Source organism: Halomonas icarae, assembly GCF_009901955.1.
GTDB lineage: Bacteria > Pseudomonadota > Gammaproteobacteria > Pseudomonadales > Halomonadaceae > Halomonas > Halomonas icarae.
The window spans coordinates 2658914-2674299 of the sequence record NZ_WUTS01000001.1 but is presented as its reverse complement, the minus strand read 5'-3'; the positions used below and the strand labels follow the sequence as shown (position 1 = coordinate 2674299).

Genomic DNA, 15386 nt, shown 5'->3' with positions numbered 1-15386 from the left:
GCGCGCCAGGATGCAGGGTGTGTGTCATCACCGCTCCCACGGCGGCTGAGGGTGGCGGATAACGCGTCTCTGCCGCTATCTTGCTGATAGCGGACGCAGGCCTTGAGGGTGCTTGCTTTACACCAGGGTGGCACTCTTACAGACTTGCCGTAAACCGCCTGAGAGGGGAGAGCACCCATGGAAGTGGAATGGCTGGAGATTCGCCAGCATATGGGGCAGTTTCCGCCCTTCGATACCCTGTCGGACGAGCTGCTCGACGAGATCGCCAGCCAGGTCGAGGTAGCCTACTTCCAGGCCGGCAGCGATATCCTGGTGCTCGATGAGGAGGTCAGGGAGCTCGGCTATGTGCGCAGCGGCGCGGTGGAGGTCTATCGCCGCAACGGGAGCCTCCATAACCGTCTCGGCGAGGGCGATATCTTTGGGCACTTCAGCCTGCTGCGCAATTACCGAGTGCGTTTTCCGGCCCGTGCGCTGGAAGATAGCCTGATCTACTTTATCCCGGATGCCGTCTTCCAGCGGCTTTGTGAGCAGGACGACGACTTCGCCGACTTCGTCGAGGTGGAGCGTCCACGCCTCGAGACGGCGGTGGAGCAGCACAAGCAGCAGAACGACATGCTGGTCACCCGAGTGCGCAAGCTGCTCAGCCGCTATCCATTGATGCTCGAGGCCAGCACCACGCTGCAGGAGGCAGCCAGCCAGATCACCGACTACGGCGCCTCGGCGGTGCTGGTGCTCGATACCCCGGAGGAGAACTCCCGCTATGTCCTGCGTGACAGCGAAGAGCGCGACTGGCAGGTGAGGGGCATCCTGACCGACAGCGATTTTCGCCGGACGGTGGCCGAAGGGCGCCCGCCAAGCACGCCGATCGGCGAGGTGGCGGACAAGAAGCTGGTGGCGATTCAGTCCGGCGAGTCGGTGCATGAGGCGATGCTCACCATGCTGCGCAACAATATTCACCACCTGCCGGTGATGCATCGTCGCAGCCCGGTGGGGATCGTGCATCTCTCCGACATCATTCGCTACGAGACCCACTCCAGCCTCTATCTGGTCAGCAATATCTACAGCCAGTCCACGGTGGAGGGCCTGGCCCGGCTGGCGCCGGATGTTAAAGGCACCTTCGTGCGCATGGTCGAGGATGGCGCCGACTCGCTGATGATTGGCAGCGCGCTCTCCACCATCGCCCGCAGCTTCACGCGCCGCCTGCTGGAACTGGCCGAGGAGGAGCTGGGGCCGCCGCCGGTCCCCTACTGCTACATGGCCATGGGCTCCATGGCGCGCAATGAGCAGACATTGGTCACCGACCAGGACAATGCCCTGGTGCTGTCCGACGACTACGATCCCGCGCGCCACGACGGCTACTTCATGGCGTTGGCCACGCGGGTCAGCGATGGTCTCGCCGCCTGCGGCTATGCCTACTGCACCGGCGATATCATGGCCACCAACCCCCGCTGGCGGCAGCCGCTATCCGTGTGGAAAGGCTACTTCCAGGACTGGATTCGCGACCCCACGCCCGAACGGCTGCTGCACAGTTCGATCTTCTTCGACCTGGACGCGGTCTATGGCGAGAACAGTTTCGTGGAACAGCTCCAGGATCTGGTCGCCCACCAGGCGCCCCACAGCAAGCTGTTCCTGGCGGCGATGGCTCGTAACGCCCTCAATCGTACGCCGCCACTGGGGTTCTTCCGCACCTTCGTGATGGAGAAGGATGGCAAGCACAACAACAGCATCAACCTGAAGCGGCGCGGCACCGCACCGCTGACCGACCTGATCCGGGTTCACGCCCTGGCCTGCGGTTCTCATGCCCAGAACAGCTTCGCGCGCCTGGACGATATCAGCCACACCCAGCTGCTGCCGGATGGGGTAGGCGAGAAGCTGCGCCATGCGCTGGAGTTTCTGACCATGACGCGAATCCATCATCAGGTGATCGATATTCAGGCAGAGCGTGAACCGGACAACAATATCGAACCGGAAAACATCAGTGACGGCGACCGACACACCCTGAAGGACGCCTTCCAGGTGCTGAGCAACGCCCAGAAGTTCCTCAAGTTCCGCTATCCCCTGCCGCCCGCCTCTCAGCGACGGAGGCGCTAGGCATGATCTTCAAGAAGATCCGCCAGCCCGTCCCGGGCTGGCCGGAGTATCTTGCCGATCGCGCCGACCGGGTGCGCCATCCCCTGCTGGCCAAGTATTTCGCCGCTGGCTGCCCGGCGCCCGATACGCCCATCGGCGAGGTACCGCTGGTGGCGCTGGATATCGAGACCACCGGGCTCGACCCGCGGCGTCACGCCATCGTCAGCATCGGTGTGGTGCCCTTTAGCCTGGCGCGTATCCCCCTTCGCGAGGCGCGATACTGGGTGCTGAAGCCCTATCGCGAACTGACCGATAGCTCGGTGACACTGCACCGCATCACCCATAGCGAGGTGGTCGATGCGCCCGATCTGCAGGAGGTGCTGCCCGCGGTGCTGGATGTCCTGAGAGGGCGCCTGGCGGTGGTGCACTACCGCCATATCGAGCGCGGTTTCATCGACACGGCCGTGCGTAACCGTTGGGGCGAGGGGCTGCTCTATCCGGTGATCGACACCATGTCGCTGGAGGCGCGGCTGCATCGTCAATCGTTGTGGGCACGCTTTCGGCGCTGGCTGGGGCGTCCCCCGGTCTCCATTCGCCTCAATGCCAGTCGTGAACGCTATGGCCTGCCAGCCTATCAGGGGCATCATGCGCTGGTGGATGCGCTGGCCACGGCCGAGCTGTTTCAGGCCCAGGTGGCCAGCCGCTTTTCGGCCGAGACGCCGGTGGGCGAGTTGTGGAGCTGAGGAACAAAAAAACCGAAGCCGCAGAGGCTGGCGAGGCAGGCGTTGCGAGGTCAGGAGTCGAGAAGTCAGTAACTGGGAAGGCAGGAGGCTGAGTCTGGCGACTGGCCATAACCGCAGAGAGGCGGCCCGTAGGCCGCCTCTCTGCGTCTTGCCGAGTCGTGTAACTTGCCGACTCACCTGCTTGTCGACCTACTTGGCCTTGGGCTCGCTCATCAGCCCCTTGACGATGGCGTAACAGCCCACCAGAAGCACCAGGGTGAAGGGCAGCCCGGTAGTCAATGCGGCGGTCTGCAGGGCGCCGAGGCCGCCGCCCAACAGCAGGGCGATGGCGATCGCGCCCTCGATCAGCGCCCAGAACACGCGCTGGGGCTTGGGCGCATCGACCTTGCCACCGGCCGTGATGGAATCGATCACCAGCGAACCGGAGTCGGAGGAGGTGATAAAGAACACGATCACCAGCACGATGCCGACGAAGGAGGTGATGGTGGTCAGCGGCAGATGCTCCAGCATGGTGAACAGCTGCAGTTCCAGTGCCGCATCCTGCACCTCGGTGATGCCCTGGTTGATCACCTGGTCGATGGCGGTGGTGCCGAAGGCGGTCATCCACACCACCGAGGCGAGTGTCGGCACCACCAGCACCGCGATCAGGAACTCACGTACGGTACGACCGCGGCTGACGCGGGCGATGAACATGCCGACGAAGGGCGACCAGGCGATCCACCAGGCCCAGTAGAAGGCGGTCCAGCCCTGGCTGAAGTTGGCATCCTCACGCCCGAACGGCATGGAGAGGGCCGGCAGATTCTTCACGTAGCCCAGCAGGTTCTCGAATACCCCGGTGGCGATCATCAGCGTCGGTCCCACGGCAATCACGAACAGCAGCAGCAGCAGGGCGAGTCCCATGTTGAGCTGCGACAGGCGCTGCACGCCCTTGTCGACGCCGAGCATGATCGACCCCAGGGCGACGACGGTGATGCCCAGGATCAGCAGCACCAGGGTCACGTTGCTGTCGGGGATGCCGAACAGGTAGTTGAGACCGGCCGAGGCCTGAGTGGCACCAAGCCCCAGCGAGGTAGCCAGGCCGAACAGCGTGGCGAAGACCGCCAGAATATCGATCAGGTGGCCCGGCCAGCCCCAGATGCGCTCACCCAGCACCGGGTAGAAGATCGAGCGCATGGTCAGCGGCAGGCCCTTGTTGTAGGCGAAGATTGCCAACGACAGGCCGACGATGGCATAGGCGCCCCAGGGGTGAAGGCCCCAGTGGAAGATGGTGGCCGCCATGCTGAGTGCAACGGCGCCGGCCTGGTCGCCCCCGGCGCCACCCAGCGGTGACCAGTCGGTACGCAGGCCATCCTCGCCCAGGCTGACGCCACCCAGAGCGGTGCCATAGTGGCCCAAGGGCTCCGACACGCCATAGAACATCAGGCCGATGCCCATGCCGGCGGCGAACAGCATGGCGAACCAGCCGGCGTAGCTGAAGTCAGGCGTGGCGTGGGCGCCACCGATGCGCACCTTGCCCATGGGGGTGAAGATCAGCACCAGCGCGAGTATCACGAAGACGTTGGCACCGAGCAGGAATACCCAGGTCAGCTTGGTGGTCAGGAAGCTGAACATGGCATCGAAGATCGGCTCCATCTGAGCCTGCATGGCCAGCGTCAGGATCACGAACAGCAGGATCACGACCGAGGAGACCATGAAGACCGTGCTGTGCAGATCCACGTCGACCCCTAACGGGGACGCCTTGATATTGTCTTGACCGATCACGTAATCCGTGTCGATCAGGTTTGCCGGCCCTTCCGGGGCCGGAATCCCCTCGGAACCCTGCTGAGGCTCCTGGGGCTTGTCGTCGTTGGTCGATTTGGCCACGAGACATCTCCCTTCAGGTGAGTGAAAAGCGCAGGTTCGAGCTGTTGTTGTACGCCAGTGCGGGTGGTGAAGTCGTTATTCGTTGGCGTCGGGACGCACCAGGAAGACCGATGCACTGGTGCGGCTGGCGACCTGGCTGCCATTGGCCGGCATGACAATATCCAGGTGGCGGTGGGCGTGGGTCGGCATTACCACGAGGTCGGCCTCGACCTCGTCGATGGCCTTGACCAGCGTGTCGACCAGATCGGCGACAGGATCGACCCGACAGATCATCTTGCTGCTGACCGGCTGGCCATGCACCTGCCCACGTTGCTGGGCGAAGGCCTCCAGCTTCTGGGCATACTCCTCGGGAGTGCGCGCCACACTGCCTGGCGTGGTGGCGGTGACCCCGACATAGCAGACCTCGGCCTGGTAGTGGCGTGCCATGTCCGCGGATACCTTCAGCGATGGCTCGATCACCTCGATATGTGCCAGATCGACCGGCACCATGATCTTGTTGAACATGCCTGCTTCTCCTTGTTTACCATGCGTACTGTTGCCACGGGGCTTCTTGCGACGCTCTTCTTGCCACGAGCTTGCTTGCGACGCTCTTCCTGCCATGGGCTTGCTTGCGACGAGCTAGCCTGCGGCGGATCGGGAACGGTGGCTCTCCTTCCGAGTCCGAGTGTCGACCGTGCTGAGCCGACCTTGCTGAAATTAGTGTAGTCGCATCTCGATACGCAAAAGGGGAGGCACGCTGGTGCCTCCCCTTTACCTGGTCAATCATCAGCCAGGGAGGAGTGAGTCGTTGTCCGCCCTCAGGAGGCGGCGTCGAGCCACTCCTGAACCACGTCCTGGTTCTCCTCGACCCACTTCTTGGCTTCCGCGTAGGGGTCGTCACCCTCTTCCTGCATGAGCATGACCTCGCCCATCATCTCGGTGTCCCAGTTGAAGGCACTCAGGATGGCGTAGGCTTCGGGCATCTCCTCTTCGAGACCCTGGCGGACGATGGTGTGAATCTGCTCCTCACCGCCGTAGGTGCCCTTGGGGTCCTCGAGGAACTTGAGGTCCCAGCGGGCCAGCTTCCAGTGGGGCGCCCAGCCGGTCACCGCCACATCCTGCTCATTGTCGATGGCATTCTTGAGGGCGGCGGTCATGGTCGCGCCGCTGCCGCTGAGCAGGTCATAGTCGAGGTCGTAATCCTCGATGACCTGCTCGGTCAGGCGCATCACGCCGGCGCCCGGATCGATGCCGGTGAGCTTGCCGTCGAAGCTGTCGACGTGATCGTTCAGGTCGGCGATGGAGTCGGCTTCACTGTAGGCGGGGACCACCAGGCCCAGCTTGGCGCCCTCGAGGCTGACGCCGGCATCGACCAGGTCATCCTTGAGCTTGGCGTAGTAGTCCTCGTGGGTGATCGGCAGCCAGCCGGCCAGGTGCGCGTCGACGTCACCGGTGGCGACCGACTGCCACATGGCGGCGGCGGACAGCGAGGAGGTCTCGACATCGTAGCCGGCCTGTTCGAGCACCACCTGCATCACGTTGGTGGAGGCGACGGTAGAGGCCCATTCGACATAGGCCAGGTGCACGGTACCCTTCTCCTCGGCTTGCGCGGCGCCCGCGGTGAGAGCGGCGCCGGTGGCAAGAGCCAGGCCGGCGAGGCGGATGCGACGGTTAAGCAGATGCTTCATCGTGGTTCCTTCCTCCAAGTATGTACAACAACACTCTGGCGATTTCTTTTCGAGCTTTCAACCGAGGCCCTCAACGCAGCCTTCGGCCATCGGGCTCAGGACTTGCGCTGCTTGCCGGCTCAGGACTTGCGCTGCTTGCGCAGGGACTGGGTCAGGCGGTCGAGCAGCATGGCCAGGATCACCACGGCGATGCCGGCCTCGAAGCCATCACCCGGGCGCAGACGCTGGATGGCACGCCACACCTCGCTGCCCAGGCCGTCGGCGCCGATCATGGCGGCGATCACCACCATGGAGAGGGCCAGCATGATGGTCTGGTTGATCCCCGCCATCACCGTGGGCAGCGACAGCGGCAGCTGCACCTTGATCAGCTTCTGGCCACGCGTGGCACCGTAGGCGTCGGCGGCCTCGATCAGCTCGCCGGGTACCTGGCGGATACCCAGGGTGGTGAAGCGGATCGCCGGTGGCATGGAGAAGATCACCGTGGCGAAGATCGCCGATACCGAGCCGATGCCGAAGAAGGGGATCGCCGGGATCAGATAGACGAAGGCCGGCATGGTCTGCATGAAGTCGAGCACCGGCATGATCACACGGTAGAGCCGCTCGGAGAGCGCCGCGGCGATGCCCACCGGCAGGGCGATCACCACCGCCACCAGGGTGGCGATCACCACCAGGGTGAGGGTCTCGATCATCGGATCCCACAGGTCCATGTTCCAGATCAGGGCCATGCCGGCAGCGGCGCCGATCGCCAGGCGCGCGTTGGCCAGCCACCAGCACAGGCCAACGATGATCAGCAGCAGTCCCCAGGGGGGGAGCCACATCAGGGCATCGTTGAGTCCGTCGATACCGGTCTGGGTCACGCGGGAGATGCCGCGGGTGACCATGGAGTACTCGCTGGTCAGCCACTCGAGGCTACCTTCGATCCAGTTGCCGAGGGGAATACGGGGAATGTCGATCGCCATCACTGGTCTCCTGCCGCTGCCGTGAGATTGTCTTCATTTACCGTCGAGGACTCGGCGGCCTGGGCCAGCTGGTCGAGCACCGCCCCCTTGACCACCACACCGAGCAGCCGGTTGTCGGCATCCACCACCGCGATGGGGTAGCTCTTCTCGCTGAACATGGCGAACAGGTTATGCATCGGCTCGTCGAGCCTCACGCTACGGAACTCCTGGGTCATGCAGTCGGCGATGGTGTCCCGGCCTTCGTTGGCCGCCTGCTCGAGGGCATCGACCTCGGCCAGCCCGACCAGGGTGCGATCCCGGCGGGTGACGTAGATGGAGTCGATGTTGTTCTCGTGCATCTTGCGCAGCGTGGTGCGAGGACCGTCGGTATCCCGGGCGATGGCGCGCACCTTGCGCATGGCATGCTCGGCGGTAAGGATCTTGGACATGTCCACGCCTTCCACGAAGCGTCTCACGTACTCGTCGGCAGGCTGGGTCAGAATCTCTTCCGGCGTGCCGATCTGCACGATCTCACCATCCTTGAGCAGGATGATGCGGTCGGCGATGTTGAGCGCCTCGTCGAGATCGTGGGTAATGAATACCGTGGTCTTCTGCATGCGGCTCTGCAGTTCCTGCAGCTCCTGCTGCATATCGCCACGAATCAGCGGGTCCAGTGCCGAGAAGGCCTCGTCCATCAGCAGCACGGTGGAGTCGTTGGCCAGGGCACGGGCCAGGCCCACACGCTGCTGCATGCCGCCGGAGAGCTGATTGGGATAGGCATTTTCCCAGCTCTCGAGGCCTACCTGCTTGAGTGCCTTGCGGGCGATGTCGGTCCGCTCTCCCTTCTCCACACCACGAATCTCCAGCCCGAACTCGGCGTTCTGGATGACCGTACGATGCGGGAACAGCGCGAAATTCTGGAACACCATGGAGAAGTGGCGACGGCGGCACTCCAACAGTGCCTTGTCATCGAGCTCGGGAATGTTTTCGTCGTCGATGACGATCTCGCCCTCGGTAGGCTCGATCAGGCGGTTTAGGCAGCGGATCAGGGTCGACTTGCCGGAACCGGAGAGGCCCATGATCACCAGTAGCTCGCCTTCATAGACATCGAAGTCGATATTGGAGAGTCCCAGTGTCTGTCCGGTCTTTTCGTGAATCTCGGCGCGCTTGAGGCCCTGGTCACGCAATTCGAGCCCCTTCTTCGGATTGCTGCCGAAGACCTTGCTCAGGTTGCGAACCCGAATCTTGACGTTTCGGTTCTCATTCATTGATTTGCCTTCTTGTCAGTCCCTGGCGTAATGCAAACGGCGCAGCATGTGCCGGCCGATGCCGCCTATTTTGGCATGCGGGAGCGTTGACGGTTGCGAAAGGTCCTATACCCTACTTTTTTTTGAACGATCATTCAAATTAAAGGCCCGGCGCGATGGGCGGGCCTGTCAACGGCGTCATGAGGATACGCGATCTGTGAAATGACGCCAGCCGTCGCTATCTGGCGGTATCCGCCGGGGGCTTCGTCGCGCCGTCGCGAGCCACGTCTCTGGCCGCACCTTGATCCCCCTGGCGAGACATATAGGAGGCATGCGCGCGCTGGGCCTGACGCTGCAGGGCGAGATCGAGGCGCTCTATCAGCCCGGCGAGCAGGGCCTGATGACGCTCGCTCAACGTGGGGTGGTGACCGGCGGCCTCGGTGAGTGCGGCCCCCGCCTCGCGCACCCCGCGAGGCGTCTGGCCTCGGGCGCTGTCGGCGTAGGCATCGGCCAGCGCCAGGATGAAGCGCCGCTTGGCCTGTTTCAGGTCGCCGCCCGTCAGGCCATCGAGGCGTCGGCGGATCTGCAGGCAGGCGTAGCCGGTATCCAGGCCGGTCAGGCCGAGGCTGAAGAGGTGGCGCTGGTCTTCCGGCAGCACATCGTCATGCTTGGCCAGATGCAGCATGCGGTCGGCCATGGCACCGATGAAGCGTGCCTCGGCCTCATGCACCGACGAGCCCGCCAGTCTGCGTAAGTCGCCGACAATGGCGGCAATAAGACGCCGTTTGCGCAGGTTGGCGCCCAGGCCGGGCAGCAGGCGAAAGCCCATTACCACCGTGGCGAGTCCAATCATCACGGCGATGGCACGGTTGATGAAGGCCTCGAAGGAGAGGTCCATGCCATTGCCGGGCATGGTCAGCAGAATATTACCGATGATAAAGGCCAGACAGTAGCCCAGCAGTCGCGGATCGGCCGACCCCAGCAGCCCGAGAAACAGCGGGGTAAGCACCAGCATCGCCAGCAACGGAAAGCCGCTGGCCTGAGCCAGCAGGACATGGCCAAACAGGAAGGCGCTGGGGATCGCCATCAGCATGCCCTTGGCGGACACCATGGAGACCGCCACCGGGTTGTCATGGCTGGCGAAGAAGGCCGACAGCAGGGTGCCAAGCAGCATGGCCACCTGCCCGTTGCTCCAGCCGGTAGTCAGCCAGAAGGTGGCGAGCACACTGAAGACCATCCCGGCGCGCAGGGCATTGAGTCCGGCGACCAGGTGATCGCGATGCCAGTCGAGGGCGACGCCGCGCAGTCGTTTGCCGTGGGGGCGGGTAATGGCATCGCGGGCATCGAGCATCACCAGGGCGTGGCCCAGGGCCTCGCGCATGCCCAGCAGGCAGCGCTGCTCGATCGGGGAAAAAGCCTCATCGGGACACGCCAGCACGCGATGACGCAGCGCGTGAAGTCGCCGATGGGCCGCCGCGACGCCACTCCCCTCGGCCGAACCGCGGAAGCCGTCGGCCAGATCGGCTGCCAGATCGTGGATCGTCGGCGAGAGGCGCTTTCCTTCGTGGTGCAACAGCTGCTGCAGAGCGTGGAGGGTAGCCAGCATTCGCAGGGTATGGCGGGTCAGCACGTGACTGGCGCGAATTCGCCCCGGTCCCTCCGGCCCTTCATAGCGGGCCGCCTGGCTGTCGCCCTCGAGCAGGGTGAGAGGCCCCAGGCTGCCGGTCAGGGTGGTCTGGAGTGCACCGAGATCCTGGGAGTCGGTCAGCCGCTGTGCCGCATGCACGAAGGCCTGATTAACGACCTCGTCGGCCTGGCGCCCCAGGTGATCGCCGACCCTGATCGGCCACAGCAGTGAACTGACCAGGGTGGCACACACCGCCCCCAGGGCCAGCTCCGACAGGCGGGCCACGGCGATGGCGAAGATGGCGTCGGGCCGGCTGGCGCCGATCACCACGATCAGCATGGCCGTGACGGCGCCCATGATGCAGCCATAGGCGGCGTTGTTGCGCAGCAGCGAGCTGCCATAGGTGCACAGCATGATCCACAGGGTCAGGACGATCAGCGCCGGCACGGGGGCCTGGCCTAACAGGCTCATGATGGCGATGCCGGCACCGCAGCCCACCAGGGTGCCGGTGATCTGGCTCAGCCCCTTCTCGACCACCATGCCGCTCATCGGTCGAATCTGCAGGAATGCCGCCGAGATCAGCGCCCAGTAGGGGCGTTCCAGATCGCACCACAGCGCCACATAGAGGGCCAGCAGCATGGCCAGGGTCGCCTTGATGGCGAACTGCACGGCCTTGCTGCTGGGCGTCAGGTACGCCTGTAGCCAGGGCGACATGCGGGCTACTCCTGGGGCTCGATATGCACCGAAGCGGTCATGCCGGCGCTCAGCGAGATGTCGGCGGGAATCTCATCGAGCGCGATACGCACCGGGATACGCTGGGCCAGGCGAACCCAGCTGAAGGTGGGCGCCACCTGGGGGAGCAGCTGAGCGTTGGGCGTGGTGTGAGGATCGGCGATGGCACGCCCGATGCTTTCCACATGACCACGCAACTCGGTGTCACCGCTCATCAGGATGACGCGAGCGGGGGCGCCGACACGGATGCGTGGCAGCTTGGTCTCTTCGAAATAGCCGGTAACGTAGAAGGAGTCCGCCTTGACCAGCGCCATCACCGGCTTGCCGGCATTCACGTAGTTGCCCTCGGCCAGCTGCAGATTGAGCACATGGCCGCTGATCGGCGCCTCGATCGTGGTGCGCTCGAGATCGAGGCGGGCGCCGGCCAGCTGGCTACGCGCCTGGTCGAGCCGGGCCTGCGCCACCTGGCTCTCGAGGCGTGCGGTCTCCTGGCTTTCGGCGCTGATTGCCTGGCGGCTCAGATGGCTGCGGCGCGAGGCCTCGTGCTGACGCCGCTCGAGCTCGACCTCGCGCTGGGCGACCAGTGCCTGGGCACTCTCCAGGGCCGAGCGGTAGCGCTGCGGATCAAGCTCGAACAGCGGGTCGCCCGCCGTAACGCGCTGATTGTCGTCGACCGACAGCGTGACCACACGCCCGGAGAGGTCCGAGGCCACGGTGATGATCTCGGCCCTTACGCGACCATCACGCGTCCAGGGGGTGTAGAGATAGTAGTGCCACAGCCACAGGCCGGCGGCGATGGCCAGGGCGACAATGACGAGGGTGACGAGGCTGCGAAGCAGTGTGCGCATGGTATGAGGGTTCCGGGTGACTACGCCGAGAGATAGGCCGCGGCAGCGGTGCAGATCACGAACAGGGAGACATCGAACCAGGCCTCGTACCACAGGCGGTTAGCGCCCAGCAGCCGAAAGAGCAGGCTACGAATCAGCAGGGTGGCGCCGAGCCCGATCAGGGCATACAGCAGCAGAGGGGAGAGATAGAGCCCGCCGATGGCGACTTCACGAAGTGGCATGCTCGCTCCTGGCGCGCTGGACATAGCGGTATGGTAGCAAAGTTCATGGGACGCAAAATCCACGCAGGATAACGTAGCTGGCTCTCCCGCCCCTGGTCTATATCAACCAGGCCTACATCAGCCAGGTCTACATCAGCCAGGCCAGCAGCAGCGGCAGATAGAGCAGCGAGAGCAGGGTCGAGCAGAACACGAGGCTGGCGACATACTCCGGCTCGCGGCGTGCCTTCTGGGCGAACAGGTAGTTGAATACCGCCACCGGCATGCTCATCTGCAGCACCACGATGCCATGGGCCAGCGGTGGCAGGCCGAGCAGGGCGCCGATGCCCCAGGCCAGCGCCGCGGCCACCGGGATGCGCAGCAGGCTGAAGCCGATGCCGGAGCGCAGGCTCCTGACCTGAATGCTGGCCAGCGACACCCCCAGGGTGATCAGCATCAGCGGCACGGTAAAGCCCGAGATCAGGTCGACGCTATTGGCGAGCCACAGGGGCAGGTCGGTATCGGTCAGCAGCAGGATCAGCGACAGCAGAATGGCGTAGACGGTGGGCGTGCGCACCAGGGTGCGCAGCGGGTTGCCGCTGTTGCTGGCCATCACCGACCCCAGGGTGAACTGGAACAGCGAGACGGTGACCATCACCGTGATGCCATAGGCGAAGCCGGCGTTGCCGAAGGCGTAGAGCACCACCGGCAGGCCCATGTTGCCGGTATTGGGGTACATGGCCGGTGCCAGCAGCACCCGCCAGTCCTGGCGCAGCAGGCGGGCCAGCGGCCAGGTCATCGCCGCCATGGTGCAGATCACCAGCGCCGTGGCGAGCATGGTGCGGCCGAAGTTGCCGGCCTCGATCTCGGCGCTGGAGAGCGAGGCGATGACCAGCGCCGGCGTCCCGATATTGAAGACCAGGCGGGTAACGAACTCGACCGGATAGGGCTGCCCCAGTCGCACCCAGGAAAAACCCAGACCCGCCCCGGCCAGTACCGGAGCCATCACCGCGAAGAGTTCGGCAAGCATGCAAGCGCCTCAGGAGTGTGGAGGATCGGCCATTGTCCTGAATCGCCGCACGGCCTGGCAAGGCGCTCGTAGTCTCGCTTGGCCCCGGGGCTTGAGCCTGAGTCGGGCTCAAGCGCAAAGCGAACGGAGGGCGCGCGGGTGTGTTTGCGGCTGCCGTTCGAGCAGATGGGCACTGCATGGCAAGCTGCCATGCAGTGCCCATGCCATCCATGGTAAGACTCGCCGGGTCAGCGAGGCCAAGGCAGAAGGGGGAGAAGTGAATGCGTGACCATCTCGAACGCCATCAGGTGTGGCTCTACCTGGCGGCGATCATCACTGGGCTGGGCCTGGGCCTGATGCGCCCCGAGATCAGTGCCACCCTCGAGGGCGGGCTCTGGCCGCTGCTCGGCGTGCTGCTCTACGCGACCTTCACCCAGGTGCCGCTGGGGCGGCTCGCCCTGGCCCTGCAGGACTGGCGCTTCGCCACGGCGCTGGTGGCAGGCAACTTCCTGCTGCTACCGCTGATGGTGGGCACGCTGGTGGCGTTGTTGCCACTGGCGCCGGCCGTTCGGCTCGGCGTGCTGCTGGTGCTGTTGGTGCCCTGCACCGACTGGTTCATCACCTTCACCCATCTGGGCAAGGGCGATGCCGGGCGCGCCATCGCCGCCACACCGCTGCTGCTGGTGTTGCAGCTGGTGACGCTGCCGTTCTATCTCTGGCTGTTTCTGGACCTGCAGTGGCTGGGGGTCGCCATCGCAGCGCCGCTGCTCGGCGCCTTCGTCGGGCTGATTCTGGTGCCTCTGGTGGCGGCCGGGCTGACCCAGCGGCTGGTGCGACGCCGCGCCACGGCGCGTCGCCTGGTAGAGGGGCTGGGCTGGCTGCCCGTGCCGCTTCTGGCCATGGTGCTGTTGGTGGTGGCGGCGACCCAGATCGCCGGCATGCAGGGGTTGAGTGGGGTGGTGCTGCAGGTGCTGCCGCTCTTTATCGGCTACCTGGCACTGACCGCGCTACTGGGCTGGGGGCTGGGGCGCGGCTTGGGGCTGAGGCCAGCGGCGGCACGCACGCTCACCTTCAGCTTCGCTACCCGCAACTCCTTCGTGATGCTGCCCATCGCCCTGGCGCTGCCCGAGGGCTGGCAGGCCGCGGTGGTGGTGGTCGTTTGCCAGTCGCTGGTCGAGCTGTTCGGCATGCTCGTCTTTCTGCGCTGGGTACCCGGCCGGTTGATCCCCGATCGCTAGATCATTGTCAGCACACACCGTCGAGGCACCCAGCCAGAGCACCCAGCCAGGATAAGCGGCCTACTCTTCGGTCTTCTTCAGGCTCTTGGTCCAGCGCTGGCGGGCGTACTTGCGCAGGTTGGCGACATTGTCGGTCTCGTCGACGATCTCCTGGCCGAGGATGGTCTCGATCACGTCCTCCAGGGTGATCAGGCCCACCCAGGTACCCAGGTCGTCATACACCACGCAGAGGTGCTGGCGGTCCTGGACCATCATGGTGAAGATCTGCTCGATGCTCTCCTCGGCGGGCACCGACTTGACCGGATGCATCAGCGACTTGAGATCGGCGCCCTCGTCGGCGCTGTAGGTATCGGCCTTGTGCACATAACCCAGCGCCTGTTCACCGCCATCCATCACCGGAAAGCGGGTGAAGGGCGAGGGGCCGAGCTCTGCGCTGAACTCGCCCACCGTCATGGCGGGAGTCGCCGTGACCGAGACGGTGCGCGGGGTCATCACCTCCTTCACCTGGATATCATGCAGGTTGAGGATATTGATGATGACGCGGGTCTCCTCCGGGTCCAGCGCCTTCTCCTCCTGGCCGATCTGGGCCAGCGCCTTGATCTCGCCGCGCATGTCGGTATCCATGGCGTCCTTGCCGATGCGCTTGGTGATCTGCTCGGACATCCAGATGAACGGCTTGAGGCTCCACACCATCACCGCCAGGGTACGGGCCAGCATGCCGGAGAGCTGGCGCCAGTAGGTGGCCCCGATGGTCTTGGGAATGATCTCGGAGACGAACAGGATCAGCAGCGTCATCAGCGCCGAGGCGACCCCCAGCCAGGTCTCGCCGAACACCACCGTGACCTGGGCGCCGACACCGGTGGCCCCCACCGTATGGGCGATGGTGTTCAGGGTCAGAATCGCCGCCAGCGGCTGGTCGATATTGCGCTTCAGATCGTTGAGCCTGGCGTGCAGCCTGGGGTTGGTCTCGCGCACCTGGGCCACATAGCTGGGGGTCATCGAGAGCAGCGCGGCCTCGAGCAGTGAGCACAGGAAGGAAACGCCAATGGAGAGAACAGCGAAGGCTATCAGCAGGAACATGAGATCTCGAAGGGTGGCCGGGAAAGGGCCGCGTTCGGCGGCTCGGGCATAATCGCCGATGGCATCGCTTCACTGCAAGGCATCTCGCTCTGGTATCGACCATCGGCATTCGCTATCATACGCCGGC

General features: G+C 64.6%; 13 protein-coding genes. 3 read left to right on the top strand and 10 right to left on the bottom strand.

Annotated elements, in window-relative coordinates; genetic code table 11:
• Positions 1 to 177 precede the first annotated feature (177 nt).
• Positions 178 to 2091 (top strand): DUF294 nucleotidyltransferase-like domain-containing protein, encoded by a 1914-nt coding sequence (locus tag GRB80_RS12170; protein ID WP_161423757.1) that lies wholly within the window; start codon positions 178 to 180, stop codon positions 2089 to 2091.
• 2 nt (positions 2092 to 2093) lie between these two features.
• Positions 2094 to 2813 (top strand): 3'-5' exonuclease, encoded by a 720-nt coding sequence (locus GRB80_RS12165; protein ID WP_132041909.1) that lies wholly within the window; start codon positions 2094 to 2096, stop codon positions 2811 to 2813.
• A 189-nt stretch (positions 2814 to 3002) separates the two neighbouring features.
• Here the strand turns inward: GRB80_RS12165 and GRB80_RS12160 are convergent, their stop codons facing one another.
• The 9 genes from GRB80_RS12160 to GRB80_RS12120 form a co-directional block, all read right to left on the bottom strand.
• The gene (locus GRB80_RS12160; RefSeq protein ID WP_132041908.1) at positions 3003 to 4676 is read right to left on the bottom strand and encodes a BCCT family transporter; all 1674 of its coding nucleotides are present in this window, start codon (positions 4674 to 4676) and stop codon (positions 3003 to 3005) included.
• Positions 4677 to 4751: 75 nt separating this feature from the next.
• The gene (locus GRB80_RS12155) at positions 4752 to 5180 is read right to left on the bottom strand and encodes a universal stress protein (protein WP_132041907.1); all 429 of its coding nucleotides are present in this window, start codon (positions 5178 to 5180) and stop codon (positions 4752 to 4754) included.
• A gap of 293 nt (positions 5181 to 5473) precedes the next feature.
• Positions 5474 to 6343 (bottom strand): glycine betaine ABC transporter substrate-binding protein, encoded by an 870-nt coding sequence (locus tag GRB80_RS12150; protein ID WP_161423756.1) that lies wholly within the window; start codon positions 6341 to 6343, stop codon positions 5474 to 5476.
• A 119-nt stretch (positions 6344 to 6462) separates the two neighbouring features.
• A complete protein-coding gene (locus tag GRB80_RS12145; RefSeq protein ID WP_161424339.1) occupies positions 6463 to 7296 on the bottom strand; it encodes an ABC transporter permease in 834 nt (277 codons plus the stop codon).
• A gap of 5 nt (positions 7297 to 7301) precedes the next feature.
• The gene (locus GRB80_RS12140; protein WP_161423755.1) at positions 7302 to 8549 is read right to left on the bottom strand and encodes a quaternary amine ABC transporter ATP-binding protein; all 1248 of its coding nucleotides are present in this window, start codon (positions 8547 to 8549) and stop codon (positions 7302 to 7304) included.
• Between the two features lie 217 nt (positions 8550 to 8766).
• Positions 8767 to 10869 (bottom strand): FUSC family protein, encoded by a 2103-nt coding sequence (locus tag GRB80_RS12135; protein WP_161423754.1) that lies wholly within the window; start codon positions 10867 to 10869, stop codon positions 8767 to 8769.
• A gap of 5 nt (positions 10870 to 10874) precedes the next feature.
• A complete protein-coding gene (locus tag GRB80_RS12130; RefSeq protein WP_161423753.1) occupies positions 10875 to 11735 on the bottom strand; it encodes an efflux RND transporter periplasmic adaptor subunit in 861 nt (286 codons plus the stop codon).
• Positions 11736 to 11755: 20 nt separating this feature from the next.
• Entirely contained in the window at positions 11756 to 11956 is a 201-nt protein-coding gene (locus GRB80_RS12125) for a DUF1656 domain-containing protein (RefSeq protein ID WP_161423752.1), read from the bottom strand.
• 127 nt (positions 11957 to 12083) lie between these two features.
• Positions 12084 to 12962, bottom strand: a complete 879-nt coding sequence (locus GRB80_RS12120) for an AEC family transporter (protein WP_161423751.1) — start codon at positions 12960 to 12962, stop codon at positions 12084 to 12086.
• A gap of 260 nt (positions 12963 to 13222) precedes the next feature.
• On the opposite strand from GRB80_RS12120, the gene GRB80_RS12115 reads away from it, so the two are divergent.
• Positions 13223 to 14179 (top strand): arsenic resistance protein, encoded by a 957-nt coding sequence (locus tag GRB80_RS12115; protein WP_161423750.1) that lies wholly within the window; start codon positions 13223 to 13225, stop codon positions 14177 to 14179.
• Between the two features lie 60 nt (positions 14180 to 14239).
• On the opposite strand, the gene GRB80_RS12110 is transcribed toward GRB80_RS12115, so the two are convergent.
• Entirely contained in the window at positions 14240 to 15259 is a 1020-nt protein-coding gene (locus GRB80_RS12110; RefSeq protein ID WP_161423749.1) for a CNNM domain-containing protein, read from the bottom strand.
• Positions 15260 to 15386 lie beyond the last annotated feature (127 nt).